At 71.3% G+C, this 17,926-nt stretch carries 13 protein-coding genes and 2 pseudogenes; 9 read left to right on the top strand and 6 right to left on the bottom strand.

Annotated elements, in window-relative coordinates:
- The first annotated feature begins 17 nt into the window (after positions 1-17).
- From wecB to AB0N16_RS19805, 6 genes are all read left to right on the top strand, one after another.
- Positions 18-1,106, top strand: a complete 1,089-nt coding sequence (wecB, locus tag AB0N16_RS19830) for a UDP-N-acetylglucosamine 2-epimerase (non-hydrolyzing) (protein WP_365798330.1) — start codon at positions 18-20, stop codon at positions 1,104-1,106.
- Positions 1,099-1,770, top strand: coding sequence for a methyltransferase domain-containing protein (locus tag AB0N16_RS19825; protein WP_365798328.1), 672 nt, complete (start codon positions 1,099-1,101; stop codon positions 1,768-1,770). The genes wecB and AB0N16_RS19825 overlap by 8 nt, the downstream gene beginning before the upstream one ends.
- Positions 1,770-3,578 (top strand): hypothetical protein, encoded by a 1,809-nt coding sequence (locus AB0N16_RS19820; RefSeq protein WP_365798326.1) that lies wholly within the window; start codon positions 1,770-1,772, stop codon positions 3,576-3,578. Before AB0N16_RS19825 ends, AB0N16_RS19820 begins: the two co-directional genes overlap by 1 nt.
- Positions 3,575-5,761, top strand: a complete 2,187-nt coding sequence (locus AB0N16_RS19815) for a glycosyltransferase (RefSeq protein WP_365798324.1) — start codon at positions 3,575-3,577, stop codon at positions 5,759-5,761. Before AB0N16_RS19820 ends, AB0N16_RS19815 begins: the two co-directional genes overlap by 4 nt.
- Before the next feature lie 437 nt (positions 5,762-6,198).
- Positions 6,199-6,525 (top strand): hypothetical protein, encoded by a 327-nt coding sequence (locus tag AB0N16_RS19810; protein ID WP_365798322.1) that lies wholly within the window; start codon positions 6,199-6,201, stop codon positions 6,523-6,525.
- Positions 6,526-6,779: 254 nt separating this feature from the next.
- Positions 6,780-7,085, top strand: a complete 306-nt coding sequence (locus tag AB0N16_RS19805) for a hypothetical protein (RefSeq protein WP_365798320.1) — start codon at positions 6,780-6,782, stop codon at positions 7,083-7,085.
- Between the two features lie 63 nt (positions 7,086-7,148).
- Here the strand turns inward: AB0N16_RS19805 and AB0N16_RS19800 are convergent, their stop codons facing one another.
- Positions 7,149-7,655 carry an MFS transporter gene (locus tag AB0N16_RS19800; protein WP_365798580.1) on the bottom strand — a complete coding sequence of 169 codons (507 nt, stop codon included), beginning with the start codon at positions 7,653-7,655 and terminating at the stop codon, positions 7,149-7,151.
- 93 nt (positions 7,656-7,748) lie between these two features.
- Positions 7,749-8,414: a TetR/AcrR family transcriptional regulator gene (locus tag AB0N16_RS19795; protein WP_365798319.1), complete on the bottom strand. Its 666-nt coding sequence runs from the start codon at positions 8,412-8,414 to the stop codon at positions 7,749-7,751.
- 144 nt (positions 8,415-8,558) lie between these two features.
- On the opposite strand from AB0N16_RS19795, the pseudogene AB0N16_RS19790 reads away from it, so the two are divergent.
- From AB0N16_RS19790 to AB0N16_RS19780, 3 genes and pseudogenes are all read left to right on the top strand, one after another.
- Positions 8,559-9,038 (top strand): annotated as a pseudogene (locus AB0N16_RS19790) (shikimate dehydrogenase); the annotation flags it as partial.
- A pseudogene (locus tag AB0N16_RS19785) lies at positions 9,027-9,710 on the top strand (VOC family protein); the annotation flags it as partial. The pseudogenes AB0N16_RS19790 and AB0N16_RS19785, both read left to right, overlap by 12 nt.
- Before the next feature lie 196 nt (positions 9,711-9,906).
- Positions 9,907-11,778: a glycosyltransferase family 39 protein gene (locus AB0N16_RS19780; RefSeq protein WP_365798317.1), complete on the top strand. Its 1,872-nt coding sequence runs from the start codon at positions 9,907-9,909 to the stop codon at positions 11,776-11,778.
- Between the two features lie 55 nt (positions 11,779-11,833).
- On the opposite strand, the gene AB0N16_RS19775 is transcribed toward AB0N16_RS19780, so the two are convergent.
- Genes AB0N16_RS19775 through AB0N16_RS19760 form a run of 4 tightly spaced genes read right to left on the bottom strand, consistent with a single transcriptional unit; the run spans position 11,834 to position 17,856 of the window.
- Entirely contained in the window at positions 11,834-14,689 is a 2,856-nt protein-coding gene (locus AB0N16_RS19775; RefSeq protein WP_365798315.1) for a glycoside hydrolase family 2 TIM barrel-domain containing protein, read from the bottom strand.
- A 25-nt stretch (positions 14,690-14,714) separates the two neighbouring features.
- Entirely contained in the window at positions 14,715-15,587 is an 873-nt protein-coding gene (locus AB0N16_RS19770) for a carbohydrate ABC transporter permease (protein ID WP_365798578.1), read from the bottom strand.
- 17 nt (positions 15,588-15,604) lie between these two features.
- Positions 15,605-16,570, bottom strand: coding sequence for a sugar ABC transporter permease (locus AB0N16_RS19765; RefSeq protein ID WP_365798313.1), 966 nt, complete (start codon positions 16,568-16,570; stop codon positions 15,605-15,607).
- Positions 16,571-16,590: 20 nt separating this feature from the next.
- A complete protein-coding gene (locus tag AB0N16_RS19760; protein ID WP_365798311.1) occupies positions 16,591-17,856 on the bottom strand; it encodes a sugar ABC transporter substrate-binding protein in 1,266 nt (421 codons plus the stop codon).
- Positions 17,857-17,926: the final 70 nt, after the last annotated feature.

The following is a 17,926-nucleotide window of genomic DNA, read 5'->3' as shown; positions in this document are numbered from 1 at the left end:
AGCGGAGAACGTACGACATGAACGGCCGCGTACTCCATGTCGTAGGGACCAGGCCGAACTTCGTGAAGGCCGCGCCGGTGGTCGCCGCCCTGCGCGCGACCGGGCACGGCCAGGTCCTGGTGCACACGGGTCAGCATTACGACGAACGGATGTCGCACATCTTCTTCCGGGAGCTGGGCCTGCCCGCTCCGGACACCGATCTGGGCGTCGGCTCCGGCAGCCAGGCCCGGCAGACCGCCGACCTGCTGGTGGCGCTGGAGGGCGAGCTGCTGGCCCGCGCCCCGGCCCTGGTCGTCGTGTACGGCGACGTGAACTCCACCCTCGCCGCGGCGCTGGCCGCCGCCAAGCTGGGCATCCCGGTGGCCCATGTCGAGGCGGGCCTGCGCAGCTTCGACATGGCGATGCCGGAGGAGGTCAACCGGCGCCTGGTCGACCAGCTGGCCGAACTGCACTTCGCGACCAGCCCGGAAGCCGTCGGCCACCTGGCCCGCGAGGGCGTCGACCCGGCCCGTGTGCACCTCGTCGGGAACCCGATGATCGACACCCTGCTCACCCATCTGGACCATTTCGACCCGGCCGCCGCCCGCACCGCCCACGCACTGCCCGAACGCTACGGCGTGGTCACCCTGCACCGGCCGGCCAACGTCGACGACCCCGAGGCCGCCGCGGCCGCCGCCCGCGCCCTGACCGAGGCGGCCGGCCACCTGGACCTCGCCGTACCCCTGCACCCGCGCGGCCGCGAGGCGCTGCGCAAGGCGGGCCTTGCCGACGCGCCCGGTATCCATCTGCTCGAACCGCTCGGCTACGTCGAGTTCATGGGCCTGGTCCGGGGCGCCGCCGCCGTGATCACCGACTCCGGCGGGGTCCAGGAGGAGACCACCGTGCTGGGCGTCCCCTGTCTGACGCTGCGCACCACGACCGAACGCCCCGTCACCGTCACCCACGGCACCAACCGCCTGGTGACCCACGGCGAACTGGTACCCGCCCTGCGCAAGGTCCTGGACGGACCGCCGGCCGCCGCCCCCGAGGGGCCGCCGCTGTGGGACGGCAAGGCCGGCCCCCGTATCGCCCGTGTCCTCACCGAGTGGCTGGAGCGCCATGACTGACGCCACCCGCACCCACCCCGACGGTCCCCGCACCCTCGGACACACCGTCCGCACCTACTGGGACACCCGGCACCGCGAACGCGACGACCTCGCCTCCGGCGGCCACATCGGCCTGGACCGGCCCGGCAACGAGATCTTCTACGCGGTACGGCTCGGCCAACTGCTCACCCTGATCGGCGACCTGTCCAGCCCGGCCTCCCCGCTGTTCGTGCTCGACGCCGGCTGCGGCAAGGGGCACTTCGCCCGCGCCCTGGCCCGGTGCGGCCACCACGTGGACGCCTTCGACGCCAGCGAGGAGGCCGTCAGCCAGGCCCGCGCCGAGGGCGGCGGCCCCCGCTACGCCTTGGCCGCCCTCGACGAGTGGCGCAGCCCCTGGCTCTACGACGTGGTGATGTGCGTGGACGTCCTCTTCCACGTCATGGACGACGCGCAGTGGGCGGCCGGCCTGCGCAACCTCGCCTCGCTGGTCCGGATCACCGGCCGGCTGATCGTCACCGACGAGCACACCGACGAGCCCGTCCCGCGCGGCGACTACATCCTGCACCGGCCGATCGCCGCCTACCGCAAGGAACTCGATCCCCTGGGCCTGAGTCACACCCTCTTCCGGCCCTACGGCTTCCGTGAGAACCGGGTCGGCTTCCACGTCTTCACAAGGACCCGCTGATGCGCCTGACCGATCTGCTCCACCCGCACCTGGACGACGTGACCTCGGTCGTGGACGCGACGCGCGGCGGCCTGCGTCTTGACCCCTATCTCCACCTCCCGCCGGGCGTCGCCTCGACCCGGCACGAACAGCCGGTCGGAGAGGGGGAGCTGATGCTCCTCTGCTACGGTCCCGACCCCGCCCTGCACGGCGACGAGGCGGAGTGTCTCGCCGCACTGGAACGGATGCGGCCCGGCGGCCGCGGCCTGATCGTCTTCGGCCACCCCGGCACCGACCTGCCCTACCACCGCCTCCTCGACGCCCTGGTGGCCCACCGCTGCCAGGTGCTGCACGCCGCCGCGCTCGGCTACACACATCTGCACTCCGGCGCGGTCTTCGCCTGCACCGAGGAACTCCTGCCGCCGCACGACTGGTTCGGCCACCCGCTGCCGGCCGACGGGTTCGCCACGGCCCTCCGGATCGCCGACGAGTACGTCCTCGCCGACTTCGTCTCCCGCTCCCAGCGGGCCCGCCTGATCGACCTGGAACGCGCGGCCGAGGAGACCGCCCGCGCCCTGGAGACCGCCCGCGAGGACGGCCTCGCCGAACGGCTGGCCGCCGCCCTGCGGGACAAGGACCAGCTCGCCTCCGCCCTGCGCGGGGCCCGGGAGCGGACCGGCGTGCTGGAGGCCCGCGTGGCCATGCTGGAGGGCTCCACCTCATTGCGGGTCGGCAAGGCGCTGGTGTCCGCGGCCCGGTCGCCCAAGCGGGGCGCGGCCCGGCTGCCCGGGGAGCTGTACGGGCTGTGGCGGCAGCGGAAGGTCAGGGGCCGGCCGGTGCGGGTCGCGAGCGCCGCCCCGGCACCGGAGGCGCCGGCCGACGACCGGTTCTACCTCTCCCACCGCGCCCTGTCCGTGGCCCCCCGCGACCGGCTGGTGATCACCGGCGTGCTGACCGACCGCACCGCCGCCGACTTCGCGGCCGACGCCGTGGTCAGCCGGGTGCTACCGCACGACGGGCGGCTGCTGATCGAGCGCACCGACCCGGACGTCTTCCTCGTCCAGCTCGGCGCCTGCACCGGCGAGGCCGGCCCCTGGACGCTCACCGGCACCGGACACGCCCCCGACCTGGACCGCCGCCTCGCCGAACTGATCAGCCAGGCCCGGGGACTGGGCCGGACGGCGGTGCTGTGGCGGGACGGGCCGGCGTCCTTGGCGCCCGGCCTGTCCCCACTACCCTGGGACGCCGTCCTCGACGGCGACACCGGGACCGCGCTCTCCCGCCTCGACCCGGTCACCGACGGCCGCGACCGGCTCCGGGACGTCTTCCAGCAGGACAGCACCCGGGTACGACTGGCCCGGCTCGCCGAACTGGTCGGCGCCCCCGCCCCGACGGCCGAACGCCGGGTCGCCGTCCTGGCCGCGCCCCGGGACGCCACCGACGTCGCCCGTCTCGTCGCCCAGACGCTCTGCCAACTGCACCGGCCGGCCGAGGTGGTGGTCGCCGACCCCGTGGGGCTCGACCTCGGCGAACTCACCGCCGCCTCCGTCACCGTCCACTCCGGACCGCCCACCGCACCCTGGGTCGCCGACTGGACGGACCTGACCGAGGACCGCCCCGACACCCTGCTGCTCGACCTGCTCTGCGCCCAGGAGTTCTCGGGCGCCGACGCGGTGGGCCACACCCCCGCCGCCGACGACTACGCCTTCGTGCCGGCCCTGAAGCCGCTGCTCGTGCGCCGGTCACTCCTGGACACCGGCACCCCACCGGACACCTGGTCGCGCGCCGGGCACCGCCTGTTCGCCGTGCGTGGAAAGGAACCGTCATGACCCGCACCCTCAGGGCGCTCGTCTACGGCGACGTGGACCTCAACCTCATCGACGGCTCAGCCGTCTGGGCCCAGTCGACGGTACAGGCGCTGTCCCGCGCGGGCTGCCGGACCCGGCTCGTCCTCAAGGCCCCCGTGGAGACCGGCCGGCTGACCGACCCACTGGCCGGACTGCCCGGGGTCACCGTGGTCCGCCCCTACGAGGATCACCTCGTCCCCGGCCAGGGCGCGCACCCCCTGTCCCCCTTCCAGGCCTCGCAGTTGCTCGCCCGCCTGGACGAGGAGGAGCCCTGCGACCTGCTGGTGCTGCGCGGCCGCCGGCTGGTGAAGCAGCTCGTCGGCGACGGCCACTTCCACGGACGCGTCTGGGCCTACCTCACCGACATCCCGCAGTCCCCGGCCCAGATGACCGAACAGGACCGCGTCGACCTCGCCCGTATCGCCAACGCCTCCCGACACCTCCTGTGCCAGACAGAGGAGTTGCGCTGCTTCCTGGAGGCATGGGTGCCGGAGGCCTGCGGCCGGGCCGTGCTCTGCCCTCCGGCGGTGCCCGAACCCGGCGTCCCGCTCCCGCAGCGCGACGGACTGCACGATCCCGTACGCCTCGTCTACACCGGCAAGTTCGCGCCCCGCTGGAACACCCTCCCGATGACCCGGCTGCCCGCCCGGCTCGCCGAACGCGGCATCCGGGCCGAACTCCACGCCGTCGGCGACAAGATCCACAAGGATGCCGCCCACCCCGGCTTCGACATCGCCATGGCCGAGGCGCTGCGCACCACTGCCGAGGTCGTCCACCACGGCGGCGTGCCCCGCGAGGAGGCCATGCGCATCGCCGCCGACTGCGACCTCGGCCTCGGCTGGCGTGACTCCTCCCTGGACGCCAGCCTCGAACTCTCCACCAAGGTGCTGGAGTTCGGCTCCCTCGGCCTGCCCGTCGTACTCAACCGGACGCCCGCTCACGAGGCGCTGCTCGGCACCGACTACCCGCTGTTCGTGCCCGGCGACGCGGCCCTCGCGGACGCGGTGGACGCCGTCACCCTCGCCGTACGCGACGCCGAGGCCAGGCAGCTGGCGGCCGACCGGTGTGCGGAAGCGGCCCGCCAGTACACCATGGAGGCCGCGGCCGCCCGCTGGCGTGCCCACCTCGACGGCGCCTTCCCCACCGCGCCGGCCGCCGTCGCCGGCCGCGGGCGCCCGCTGCGCATCGGGGTGGCGGGCCACGACCTGAAGTTCCTCACCCGGCTGCTCGACCACTTCCGCGCCCTGCCCGGCCTCGACGTACGCGTCGACGCCTGGCCCGCGCTCGCCCGGCACGACCCGGCCGCGAGCCGTGAACTCGCCGACTGGGCCGATGTGGTGGTCGTCGAGTGGTGCGGCCCGGCGGCGGTCTGGTACAGCCGCCACAAGCGGCGCGGCAGCAGGCTAATCGTCCGCCTGCACCGCTTCGAACTCGACGCCGGCTACCCGCGGCAGGTCGACATCGACGCCGTCGACCGCGTGGTGTGCGTCAGCCCGTACTACGCCCGCAGCACCCGGGAGCGCACCGGCTGGCCCGCCTCGAAGATCACCACGATCGGCAACTGGGTCGACGTCGACCAGCTCGACCGGCCCAAGGCCCCCGGCGCCCGGCACCGGCTCGGCATGATCGGCATCGCGCCCAGCCGTAAACGCCTCGACCTGGGCCTCGACGTCCTGGAGGCGCTGCGCGCCCAGGACCGGCGCTGGCATCTCTCGGTCAAGTCCAAGCCGCCGTGGGAGTACTGGTGGATCTGGAACAAGCCCGAGGAACGCGCCCACTACGAGGCGATCCTGCGCCGGATGCAGACCTCGCCGCTGCTCGAAGGGGCCGTCGTCTTCGACCAGTTCGGCCCGGACGTGCCGAACTGGCTGCGCCGCGTCGGCCATGTCCTGTCCACCAGCGACGACGAGAGTTTCCACCTCGCCCCGGCCGAGGGCATGGCCTCCGGCGCCGTACCCGCGCTGCTGCCGTGGCCGGGCGCGGACGAGATCTACGACCGGCGCTGGATCCACGACACCCCGGAGGCGATGGCCGAGTCGATCGCCTCACTGGCGGACCAGGACGACTGGCGCGCGGCCGGGGAAACGGCCCGCGGCCAGGTACGGGAGGGCTTCTCGCTGGAACGGGTGGCGAAGGACTGGACGGAGCTGCTGGTGTCCGGCTGAGACACGCGCTCCACGAGCCCCCGTTCGCATCCTCCAGGGCGTGACCGAAGGCCCCGCTCATGAGCGCCGGCCCGGGACTTCCGCACTCGGTGAGCAGCCGGTGACCGTCCGGGCCGGGGCGGTCACCTGACAGCAGGTGCAGGGCGCTGAACACCTCGATGAGACCGAAGGCGACTGCGCCGGCGCCCAGGAACAGGGCAGGGCGAGCGGGGGGATTGAGTGAGTGTCAGGTCCATCATGCCTGCTCGAACGTGGTTTGCGGTAGGACGGAGCGCACGTCCGTTCAGCCTTGTCCGGGGTCGTGGCCTGCCTGCAGACTCGTCGTCATCCACTCTCCGACGTCCGTGTCGGCATCCGTTCTCGGATGTCGGCGCGTTCGTCGTGCTGTCCCGTCGAGGGACGGGTGCAGGTGGGGGTGAGGGAACGGAGGGGGATCGATGGATCAGGACATGGTCATGCGGGCGAGGGTCCAGTTGCTCAGTGCCAACCGGCGGGTGGTGCGCGGCACCGAGGGGTTGCGGATCTACCGCCTGCTGACACAGGTCGAGCCGGAGGTGTACGGGTCGAAGCTGGCGTACGTTCTGGTGGAGGCCGGCGCGTCGTCGCTGGTGCGGGAGCTGCCCGAGCAGCGGCTGGCGCTGTTGGACGAGGCGGTGGCGGTGGCGTCGGCCCTCAGCGCCGCGAACCCCTACCGGGCCAAGGTGCTGGCAAAGGCGCTCGCCGCCAAGAGGGAACTCGTGGGGCGGCGGACACAAGGGAGGTGAGACAGGTGTCCGTGCACCGCGGGCGCCCCTCCGGCCGTACCGACTCAGGGTAGGTTCTCGCCGGGCAGGCGGCCGAGTCCACGCACCACCCCCGGTGCGCCGCGACTCGGCAACTGCCGGTCTTCCAGCCCTGGTTGACCGGCGACTGGGGGTGGGCGGCCCCGCCCCCCGGCCCTTGGAGACGCTTGATCTCAAGTGTGCTTGAGGTTCTACAGTCGGCTGCGCTGATGCCGACGTCGTGGAGAGGAACGGCCATGAGGACACTGGTGCTCGGGAGGACGCCCGCCAGGGTGACGGCTGTGTTGGCCACCCTGCGTGCGGACGGCTTCGACGCGGAGGGGGTGAGCACCGACGACGAGGCCCGGAAGCTGTTGAGGACCGGGGAGTTCGGGGTGCTGATCATCGGCGGCGGCGTGGGGCCCGAATCCCGCGCGGAGATCAAGGAGTTCGCGGCGGGGCACCGGGTGCGGCGGGTGATCGACGGGGCACTGTCGGAGCCGTTCGACGTCTACGTACGGCGGGAGTTCGAGCCGCTGATCCGGGAGGCCGCTGCAGGGTGACGCCCCGCTGTCCGCCCGGACGCCGGTCCGGGCGGACGTGCGCCTGCTCCTCGCCGGCCGGGCTCAGGCCGTCACCGTCTCCGGGCGGGATGCCTCCCGGGAGGTGTGTGAGCCGAGGTCCTCCGTGGCCAGCCGGTGGGTCTCGCGTGCCGAAAGGGCGGCGATGACCGGTGGCACGCACAGCGCCGCGGTGAACAGCGCCACCGCCGACCAGTCGTCCCCGTCCGGACCCGCGATCCGCGCCGCGAAGGTCACGGCGAACCCGGCCACCGCGAACCCGATCTGGGTGCCGATCGCCATGCCGGACAGCCGTACCCGGGTCGAGAACATCTCGCCGTAGAAGGACGGCCAGACACCGTTCGCCGCGCTGTAGACGACACCGAAGGCGACGATGCCGAGGACCAGGATCAGCGGGTAGGAGCCGGTGGAGATCGCCCACAGGTAGCCGGACATCGCCACCGCGCTGCCCACCGCACCGATCAGGTACACCGGCCGTCGGCCGATCCGGTCCGACAGCGTCGCCCACGCCGGGATCGCGCCCAGTGGGCGGACCCAGCGGGCGGTGCTAATTAACCCACTGGATAGTTAGTCGCGATTGGGTAAACATCTTGCGCTCGCGTTTCCCCGCTGTCAAGAGTCGTGCGGGTTCCCTGGCTACGGCGGTCAGCCCGCCGTGCGCTCCGCGGTGAGGTAGGCGATCACCATGTCGCCGAGCATGGTCCGGTAGTGCGCGCGCTGTGCCGGGTCCACCAGGTCGCGGCCGAAGAGGGCGCCGAAGGTGGCCCGGTTCGCGATCCGGAAGAAACAGAACGAGCTGATCATCGCGTGCAGGTCGACGGCGTCGACGTCGGCCGTGAACAGCCCGGACGCCTGTCCCTGGCCCAGGATCCGGCGGATCACCTCGAGGGCCGGTGAGCCGATCCTGCCGAGCTTCTCGGAGGCCGCGATGTGCACGGCGCCGTGGATGTTCTCGATGCCGACCAGGCGGATGAAGTCCGGGTGCTGCTCGTGGTGGTCGAAGGTCAGCTCCGCCAGCCGGCGGATCGCCGCCACCGGGTCGAGGTGCTCGACGTCCAGCTCCTGCTCGGCCTCGCGGATCACGCCGTACGCCCGCTCCAGGACCGCTGTGAACAGCTGTTCCTTGCCGCCGAAGTAGTAGTAGATCATCCGCTTCGTGGTGCGGGTGCGGGCCGCGATCTCGTCGACGCGGGCACCGTCGTAGCCCGCCCGGGCGAACTCCTGCGTGGCCACGTCGAGAATCTCGGCCTGGGTGCGGGCGGCGTCACGGATCCGCCCGTTGGTCTGTGCCGGTTCTTCGACGCTGGTCATCGGGTTCCTTCGGGAGTACGGCTCCGGTGCCGGAGATTCTAGAAGGCGGGCCGGGCCCGGCGGCCAGGGTCTTCCCGGGGGCGGTTCGGCTGGTATAGCTAACGTACTAGTTCGTACATTAGCGATGCCGCTCGGGAGGGCCACGTGGCCAAGGACTCGTATCCCGTCGGACTGATCCGTTCCGGTATCGGCCCGTCGCTCAGCCCGGCCCTGCACGAGCGCGAGGCCGACCGGCAGGGGCTGCGGTACCTGTACCGGCTGATCGGCATCGACGTGCTGGGCGTGCCGCCCGAGGCCGTGGGGTACCTGGTGCGGGCCGCCCGTGACCTCGGCTTCGACGGGGTCAACATCACACACCCCTAGGCAGCGGATCTCGCGGGCTCTCTGAACCGGTACTTCGGCGAAGGGCGGGCGGTCGCCGCGACGCCGGACCGGCTGGCCGGGCCACTGGCCGACGCCGATGGACTGGTGCATGCGACGCCTACGGGGATGGCCGCGCATCCCGGGCTTCCATTGCCGGCCGAGCTGCTGCGTCCCGGGTTGTGGGTGGCCGAGGTGGTGTACCGGCCGCTGGAGACCGAGCTGCTGCGGGTTGCCCGGGCGGCGGGGTGCGCTGTGCTCGACGCGGTCGCCGCCCCCGACGGCACCGAACTGTTCTTCTGTGCCACCGGTCGCGGTCCCGAACTCCCCGACTGGCGGGCCGACTTCGTCGACATGTCGCACACCCCGGCGTCCGTCCCGGCACGTATCGACCACCTCGCGCTCACCCAGCCCTGGCACCAGTACGACGAGGCGGCCCTCTTCCACCGCGGCGTCCTCGGACTGCCCGCCCAGGAGAGCGTCGACGTCGCCGACCCCTACGGGCTGCTGCGCTCCCGTGCCGTCACCAACGCCGACGGCAGCGTCCGGATCGCCCTCGGCGCCGGCGCGGCCCCGGCCGACGACACCCTGCACGCCCAGCACATCGCCCTGGCCACCGACGACGTCGTCGCCGCGGCCCGTGCCTTCCGCGCCGCCGGCGGCAGCCCGTTGCCCATTCCCGCCAACTACTACGACGACCTGGCCGCCCGGTTCGAGTTCGCCGACGGCGAGCTGGAGACGTACCGATCCCTCGGCATCCTCTACGACCGGGACGCGGGCGGTGTCTTCCGGCACTGCTACACCCGGACCGTCGGACGGGTGTTCTTCGAACTGGTCGAGCGCGATCCCGGCTATCGCGGCTACGGCGCCCAGAACGCGCCGGTGCGCCTCGCGGCCCAGCACGCCGGGCGGGCCGCCCGCCGAGCCGCCGGGTGAGGTTGCGGTGAGAGGCCGGTGAGACACGGCCCGGATCCAGGCTGGTCACGGGCGCTACGGCGGATACTCACGAAGATCCGGAATGTTCATACCGTTCCGGATGTGACCTTCGTCGATCTCCACCCGTCCTAGAGGCCATAGCAATCCAGGACGTACCGGAAGTCCTGGAACCCGGGAGTCCTGGAGGCCGCCTCCGATGCCGAGCCCTGCCGTCACCGCGCCGCTCGTCCGTGTCCAGGGGCCGCCGCCTCCGCCGACCCCGGCGCGGACCCGCACCGAGCGCTACGAGCGGCCGTTGCTCGGCGCCGTCGCCGCCCTCGCCGCGCTGCTCTACTTCTGGGGCATCTGGCACAGCGCGTACCACGCCTTCTACGCGAGCGCGGTCCGCAGCATGACCGACAACCCGGCCGACTTCTTCTACGGCTCCTTCGACCCGGCGGGCTCGATCACCCTGGACAAACTGCCCGGCTTCCTGTGGCCGCAGGCCCTGTCGGCGCTGGCCTTCGGCTTCCACCCCTGGGCCCTGGTGATCCCGCAGGGCCTGGAGGGCGTGGCCGCCGTGGTGCTGCTGCATGTGGTGGTACGGCGGTGGGCGGGTGTGGGGGCGGGGTTGCTGGCCGCCGCCTTTCTCACGCTCACCCCGGTGACCGTGGGCCTGGCCCGTTCCGTGACCGAGGACGCGCCGTTCGTGCTGTTGCTGCTGCTGGCCGCCGAGGCAGCCCAACGGGCCACCGCCCGGGCCCGGATGCGCACCCTCGTCCTGGCGGGCGTCTGGGTCGGAGCGGCCTTCCAGTGCAAGATGCTGGAGGCCTGGGCGGTGCTGCCCGCGCTGGCCGTGCCCTATCTGGTGGCCGCGCCGACGTCCCTGCGCCGCCGGATCCGCGACCTGGCGGTGTCGGGCGCGGTCATGCTGGCGGTGTCCCTGTCCTGGACGCTGGTCGCCACACTCACCCCGGCGTCGGCCCGCCCGTACCTGGACGGGACGACCGACAACTCGCCGTTCGGGATGGTCGTCGGCTACAACTTCCTCACCCGTTTCCGCGCCCTGGGCGTCGACGCGGCCGGCACCGGCAGCATCGTCGCCGACCGGGCGCACAGCACACTGTCGGCGGGCATGGGCGACAGCGTCTGGAAGATGTTCAGCCCAGGCATCGCCACCCAGACGGGCTGGCTGTATCCGCTCGCCGCCCTCGGCCTGGTGGCCGGAGGGCTGGCGCTGTGGCGCAGCCGCGCCCCGCGTACCGACCCCGCCCTGGCCGGACACCTGATGTGGGGGGTGTGGCTGGTGACCTTCTTCCTGGTCTTCAGCTTCGGCAGCGTGACCGGGCACACGTACTACATGGGCGTGGTGGCGGTGGCCCTGGCGGCACTGGCCGGGGCGGGCCTGACACAGGTACGGCGGCGCGGCGCGCTGAGCGCCGTGCTCGCCGTCAACGTCGCCTGGTGCGCGGCGCTCGCCCTGACCTACCCGCGTTTCTTCGTCTGGTCGGTCGCCGTCGCCGTAGCACTGGCCCTGCCGGCACTGGCCCTGCTCGTCGCCGCCCGGCCGCGCGGGCACCGGACCGGCCTCGCCGTCGCCCTCATCGCCGTCCTCGTCATCCCCACGGTGTGGTCCGCGTCCGCGCTGTCCCTCCGGTACAACCAGCCCGGCGGTTTCGGCCGGGTCGGCCCGGCCAGCGTCCGCCTCCACAACGCCACCTCGGCCCTGACCCCGGCCCAGCGGCGGGTCCTCGCCTACCTCACCGCGCACCGTGACGGCGCCCGCTATCTGGCCGCCGTACCCCGCTGGCAGGCGGCGGCACCGTTCATCCTCGCGGCCAACGCCCCGGTCCTGCCGGTGGGCGGCTTCACCGCCCATGTGCCCTTCCCCGCCGCCACGGCCTTCCACCATCTGATCGACACCGGCAGGCTCCGGTACGTCCTCCTGGGCCGTGCCGACCTCACCCACCGTGCCCGGCGCGCCAGGACCCCGGGCCGGGCCCTGATGCGCTGGGTCATCGGCCACTGCTCACCGGTTCAGGTCTCGGCCTACACGGTGTACCGCTGCGGGCCGGGGGATGGCGGATGAGCAGCGCGAAGACCCCGGACCGTGACCGGTCCCGGGGCCATCCGCGGAGTGGGGTTCAGCCGATGTGCGAGAACACGAAGGAGAACTGGGCCGGTTGGGCGTGGAGTTGGTACGGCGGCAGCACGCCCGGGCCGCAGGACTGCGAGCCGATGCCGTGCTGGCCGTGGTCCAAGTTGACCCACACGGCAGGACCCGGGGTGAGGTCGGTGCGGTGGGCGGCCGCGTCCAGCTGCTCGGTGGTCCAGCGGCGGGCGGTGAACCAGAACTCCGGGTCGCCCTCGATCCGCAGGCCGCCGATCTCCGCCCAACGGACGTCCGCTCGGGCGCCGTTCTCCTGCGGGCGGACGTACGGAGTCTGGAGGTCGTCGACCGTCGACTCCCAACGGCTGATCAGGGCGGCCGACCTGGTGTCCGGGTAGGCCTCCTCGGGGCCGCCGCCGAACCACCGCACGCGCTCGGCCGCCGGGAGTCCGAAGCGGATGCCGAGCCGGGGCAGCGGCACCGTCCAGTCGCCGTCGGGGGACACCGAGACGGTGAGCTTGAGGCGGTCGCCGTCCGAGGTCCAGCGGTAGACCGTGACCAGGCCGAACTCCCAGGCCGCCGGGGCCACTCGGGTGCGTACGGTCAGCGCGTCGCCGTCCGCCTCCACCGCGTCCAGGCGGTGCCGCATGCGGTGCAGACCGAACGTGCGCCACAGCCGGCCGTAGCGGATGTCGCTCTGCCAGGCCGCGCCGTCGTCGTTGTCGGTGGTCGCCCGCCAGACGTCCAGGCGCAGTGCGGTCACGTCCACCGGCCCGATGCCGAGCAGCGCGCCGCTGCGGGCGTCGAAGGTGGCGGGGCCGAGGCCGATCCGGCCCTCGCCGGGCACCGGCCCGACGGCTGCGGCAAGGGACGGCGACTGCCGTGCTGCGACCGGGAACTGGCCCCAGGCCACGACATGGCCCTGCGGCCCCCAGGCGGTGTCGGCCGCGAGCAGCGCCCGTACCGTCCACCGGGTCTCGCCGCCGCCCGTGACGGCGGGCGGGTCCGGCAGCTTCACGTCCGCCGACTCACCGGGCGCCAGCGCGGGGACGGCCAGGCCGCCCGACTCGACGGTCTCGCCGTCGACCTCGTACGACCAGGTGAAGGCCAGCGCGGACAGATCGGCGAAGTCCTGCTTGTTGGTGATCCGGACGGCGGTGCCGTCGCCCTCGAACCGGACCGGTTCGATCACCTTCTTGTACTCGACCAGCCCGGGGGAGGGCCGCCGGTCGGGGAAGACCAGTCCGTCGCAGACGAAGTTCCCGTCGTGCAGTTCCTCGCCGAAGTCGCCGCCGTAGGCGTAGCCGTAGCGGTCGTCCTTGATGCCGTGGTCGATCCACTCCCAGATGAAGCCGCCCTGGATCCGGTCGTACGACTCGAAGATCCGCTGGTAGTCGGCGAGGCCACCGGGGCCGTTGCCCATGGCGTGGCCGTACTCGCACTGGATGAAGGGGAGTCGCCGTCGCTTGTGCGTGCCGCCGTCCAGGCCCCGGCCGATCCGCTCGACCTCGGCGTGGTCGGCGTACATCCGTGAATAGACGTCCGTGTCACGGCAGTTGATGTCGCCCTCGTAGTGCACGAGCCGTGACCGGTCCCGGCCGTGGATCCACTCGGCCATCGCGGTCAGGCCCCGGCCGGTGCCGGCCTCGTTGCCGAGCGACCAGATCACCACCGACGGGTGGTTCTTGTCGCGCTCGACCATCCGGGCCGCCCGGTCGAGCAGGGCCGGGGTCCAGCGGTCGTCGTCGACCGGGTTGTCCCGCCAGGCCTGTTCGGTGAAGCCGTGGGTCTCCAGGTCGCACTCGTCGATCACCCACAGGCCGTACTCGTCGCACAGGTCCAGGAAGTCCGGGTGGGGCGGGTAGTGGGAGGTGCGGACGGCGTTGATGTTGTGCCGTTTCATCAGCAGCACGTCCGCCCGCATGGTCTCCAGGTCGAGGGCACGGCCCCGCTCGGGGTGCCACTCGTGCCGGTTGACGCCCTTGAAGAGGACGGGCGTGCCGTTGACCTTGATCAGCCCGTCGGCGAGCGCCACCGTCCGGAAGCCGATCCGCAGCGGGACCCGCTCACCCTCGGTGGCCAGCACACCGTCGTACAGCTTCGGGGTCTCCGCCGTCCACGCCTCGACCGGGACCGTCACCGGCTCGCCGGTCGCGACATCGATGTCCAGGGCGGGCACGGACACCCGCCCGTCGACGTCGGAGTCGACGCACAGGGTGCCCTCGCCCGTGCGGTGGTCGTAGGAAGCGTGGACGAAGAAGTCCAGGACGCTGCCCGCCGGGCGGTGCAGCAGGGTCACGTCACGGAAGATGCCGGGCAGCCACCACTGGTCCTGGTCCTCCAGATAGGAACCGGCCGACCACTGGTGGACACGGACGGCGAGCACGTTGCCGGCCGGCCTCAGCAGGTGACCGACCGCGAACTCGTGCGGCAGCCGGGAGCCCTTGAACTCGCCGAGGTCCGTGCCGTTCAGCCAGACCCGGGCGCAGGACTCGACCCCGTCGAAGCGGAGGACCGCCCCGCCGTCGGTCAGGTCCCAGCCCCCGGGCAGGTCGAAGACACGGAGATGGTCGCCGGTTGGGTTCTCGGTCGGGACCCTCGGCGGGTCCACCGGGAACGGGTAGAGGTGGTTCGTGTAGATCGGCGCGCCATGGCCCTGGAGCACCCAGTGGCCCGGGACCGAGACCTCCGCCCAGCCGCCGGCGTCATACCCGGGCTCGGCGAACGCGTCGTCCTCGGCGTCGGCCGTGGCCGACAGCCGGAAGCGCCAACGGCCGTTCAGCGAGAGCGACTCGGCGTCCGAGTGCGGGTACCGGGCGCGGGGCGGCAGTGCGCCCGAGCCCGGGGAGACGTCCTCGACGTAGTCGGTGGCGGAGGTACGGAAAGACATCGGTCTCCAGGTCTTCGGAAAGGTGTCAGCCCTTGATGCCGGTCTGCGCGATCCCCTGCACCAGCCAGCGCTGGAGGAAGAGGAAGACGAACACCAGGGGCAGGATGGAGATGGCGGTGGCCATGAAGATCGTGTGGAAGACGACCGTCTGGTTGGTCATGTACGACGAGAGCACGACCTGGACGGTCCACGCTCCCGGGTCCTGACCGATGACCAGGGGCCACAGGAAGGCGTTCCAGGCGTTGATGAAGGTGATGGTGGCGATGGCCGCGAAGAAGTTCAGCGAGTTGGGTACGACGATGCGCCAGTACGCGCCCCAGTAGCCGAGCCCGTCCACGCGTGCCGCCTCCTCCAGCTCCTTCGGGAACCCCAGGAAGTACTGCCGGAACAGGAAGCAGGTGAAACCACTGAACAGGCCCGGAATGATCAGGCCCCGATAGGTGTCCACCCACCCGAGCGAGGAGACCAGCACGAAGCTGGGCACGAAGGTCACCGAGGTCGGGACCATCAGGGTGCCCAGGACGACGTAGAAGATCTTGTTGGCGTGTTTGTAGGGGATGCGGGCCAGGGCGTAGCCGGCCAGGGAGCACACCAGCAGGATGCCGGCGGTCATGGAGACGGCGACGACCAGCGAGTTCCACATCGACTGGGCGAAGTCCACCTGCGGGTCGTCGAAGAGTTCCCTGACGTTGCCCCACTGGAGGTGCGTGGGGAAGAACTCCCAGTGCTCTCCGGTGATCTGGGGGTCCGTGGAAAGGGCGTTGCGGAGCAGGATGTAGAACGGGACCAGGAAGAGGAGGGTGGCGACGCCGGTGGCGATGTAGAGGCCGGTGCTGCCCATCACTCCACCGCCGCGCCGGCCGGAGCGGCGGCCCTTCGCGGGCGCGGTCTTGTGCATGTCGGGCGTGGTGGTGGTCACTTGGCCTCCTCCCCCCTTCCGAAGCCCATGATCTTGCCCTGGAGCAGGGTGACGATGATGATCAGCACGGTCAGGATGACCGCCCCCGCGCTGCCGGCGCCGTAGTCCTGTTCCGTGCCGAGGGCGGTGTAGTAGAGCTCGACCAGCGGAGGCCGGCCCCAGGTGGTCTTGTCGAGCAGGTTGAAGAACTCGTCGAAGGCCTGGTAGGCGGCGATGAGCAGCAGCAGGATCACCGCGGTCGAGGTGGCCCGCAGCTGGGGCAGGGTGATGTACCGGAAGGTCTGCCAGCCCGGCTTGGCACCGTCGATGGCGGCGGCCTCGTACAGCTCGCCGGGGATGTTCTGCAGGGCGGCCAGGAACAGGATCATGTAGAAGCCGGACTGCAGCCACAGCCGGGCCGTGACGATGACCAGCCAGTACCAGGGCGGGCTGGGAGAGGCCAGCCAGGCGATGTTGTCGATGCCGAACCAGCCGATGACGGTGTTCATCAGGCCGAAGCGGACTCCGCTGAAGATGGACATCTTCCAGATCAGGGACGCGGCGACATAGCTGCACGCGGTCGGCAGGAAGAACACCGAGCGGAAGAACGCCCGCATGAACCGTATCCGGTTGACCAGCAGGGCGAGGCCGAGCGACACCGCCCAGGTGATCGGCACGATGAACGCGGCGAACACGGTGAAGGTGCCCAGGGAACCGACGAACTTGGGGTCCGTCAGCATGTACGTGTAGTTGTCGATGCCGATGAACTTGTCCGGCGTGACGGTGAACCGTGCGTCGAAGAAGCTGAGGTAGACACTCCAGCCGATCGGCACGTAGATGAAGACGATCAGCCCGATGAGGAAGGGGCTGATGAAGAGCCAGAAGTTGAGGGTGCGGCTGCCCCGCCAGCCCCGCCGCGGGCCGGCCGGCCTGGCCGGCGTCGGGGCGGGGGTGGCGAGGTCGCGCGCCGTGGTCGTCGACATGGTCTGTTCCGTCCGCCGACTTATCCGAAGAGCTTCTTCAGCTCGCGGTTGACGGTCTTGTCGCACTGGTCGAGCGCCTTCTCCGGGTCACCGTCCTTGCGGACACAGTTGGCCATGACGTCCCATGTCGCCTGGATCATCGCCTGGGTCCAGCCGATGTTGTCGAAGTGCCCGAACTCGTTGAAGAGCTTCACACCCTCCGCGGGCAGGCCGGACTTGAGCTTGGTGGCCGACGCGGCGATCGAGGCACGCGGCGGGATGTGGAAGCCGTACGAGGTCGCCCAGTCCTCCTGGTACTTCTTCTGGTCGATCCACAGCCACTTGACGTACTCCTTGGCCGCGTCGACGTTGTCGCCCTTGGCGTTGACGAACATCGACCAGCCGCCGTTGTAGACGGACTGCTTGCCGGAGTCGACGGTCTTCGGGAAGGGGAAGATCCCGAGGTCGTCGCCGAGGGCCTTCTGGAACTGCGGCATCGCCCACATACCGCAGAACTGGATGGCGCACAGGCCCTGGCTGAGCGAAGAGGGGTCCCAGTAGTCGGTCGGGGCGCCCAGGAGCAGATCGCCGCTGGTGAACAGCTTGCGCATCTTCCTCAGGCCCTCGACGACACCGTCCGTGTGATAGGCGATCTGGTTCTTGTCGTCGAGGGTGTCGGCGCCCGCGGACCAGATCAGGGGGCTGACGACCGCGTGCAGGTCGTTGCCCACGTACAGGCCCTTGACCTTGCCGGTGGTGAGCTTGGCGGCGGCCTCGATCAGCTCGTCGAGGCTCTCCGGGACCTTGACGCCGGCCTTCTCGAAGAGCGAGGGCCGGTAGAAGAAGAACTGCGGGTCGTCGATCATCCGGACGCCGTAGATCTTCCCGTCGACCGTGTGCGACTTGATGTCGGCCGGGTTGAAGTCGTCCTTGACCGGGTCGATGAGGTCGCTCAGGTCGGCGACCTGCCCGCTCTTGACCATCTGTATCTGCGGGTGGAACTCGAACAGGTCGGGGGCGCTCTTGGTGAGCAGGGTCGCGAACAGCTTGCTCTCGTAGTCGGCACTGGTGATCCACTGCGTGGACACGTTGGCGTCCTTGTAGGCGGCGGCGTACTTCTTGATGGCCTGCTCCGTACCCGCCTCGCCGTAGGCGTGGAACATCTGGGTGAGCTGCGTGCCCGACCCCGACCCCCCGCCCCGCCCGTTGTTGCCGCCGCAGGCGGCCAGTGTGCCGGCGGCGGCCATGCCCGCGGCCGCCCGGAAGAGAGACCGGCGGGACCAGTTGTTGTTGCTGAGTGCCGACATGCTGACGTCCTTGTCTGTCGAGTGCGGCTGCGGCTCTACGGCCCTGGGGAACCCCGGAAGCCAGATGGCT

Origin of the sequence: Streptomyces sp. NPDC051105 (assembly GCF_040682795.1) — a bacterium.
Taxonomy (GTDB): Bacteria; Actinomycetota; Actinomycetes; order Streptomycetales; family Streptomycetaceae; genus Streptomyces.
Note: the sequence above shows the minus strand (reverse complement) of the source record. Positions and strands in the feature narration are given on the sequence as shown.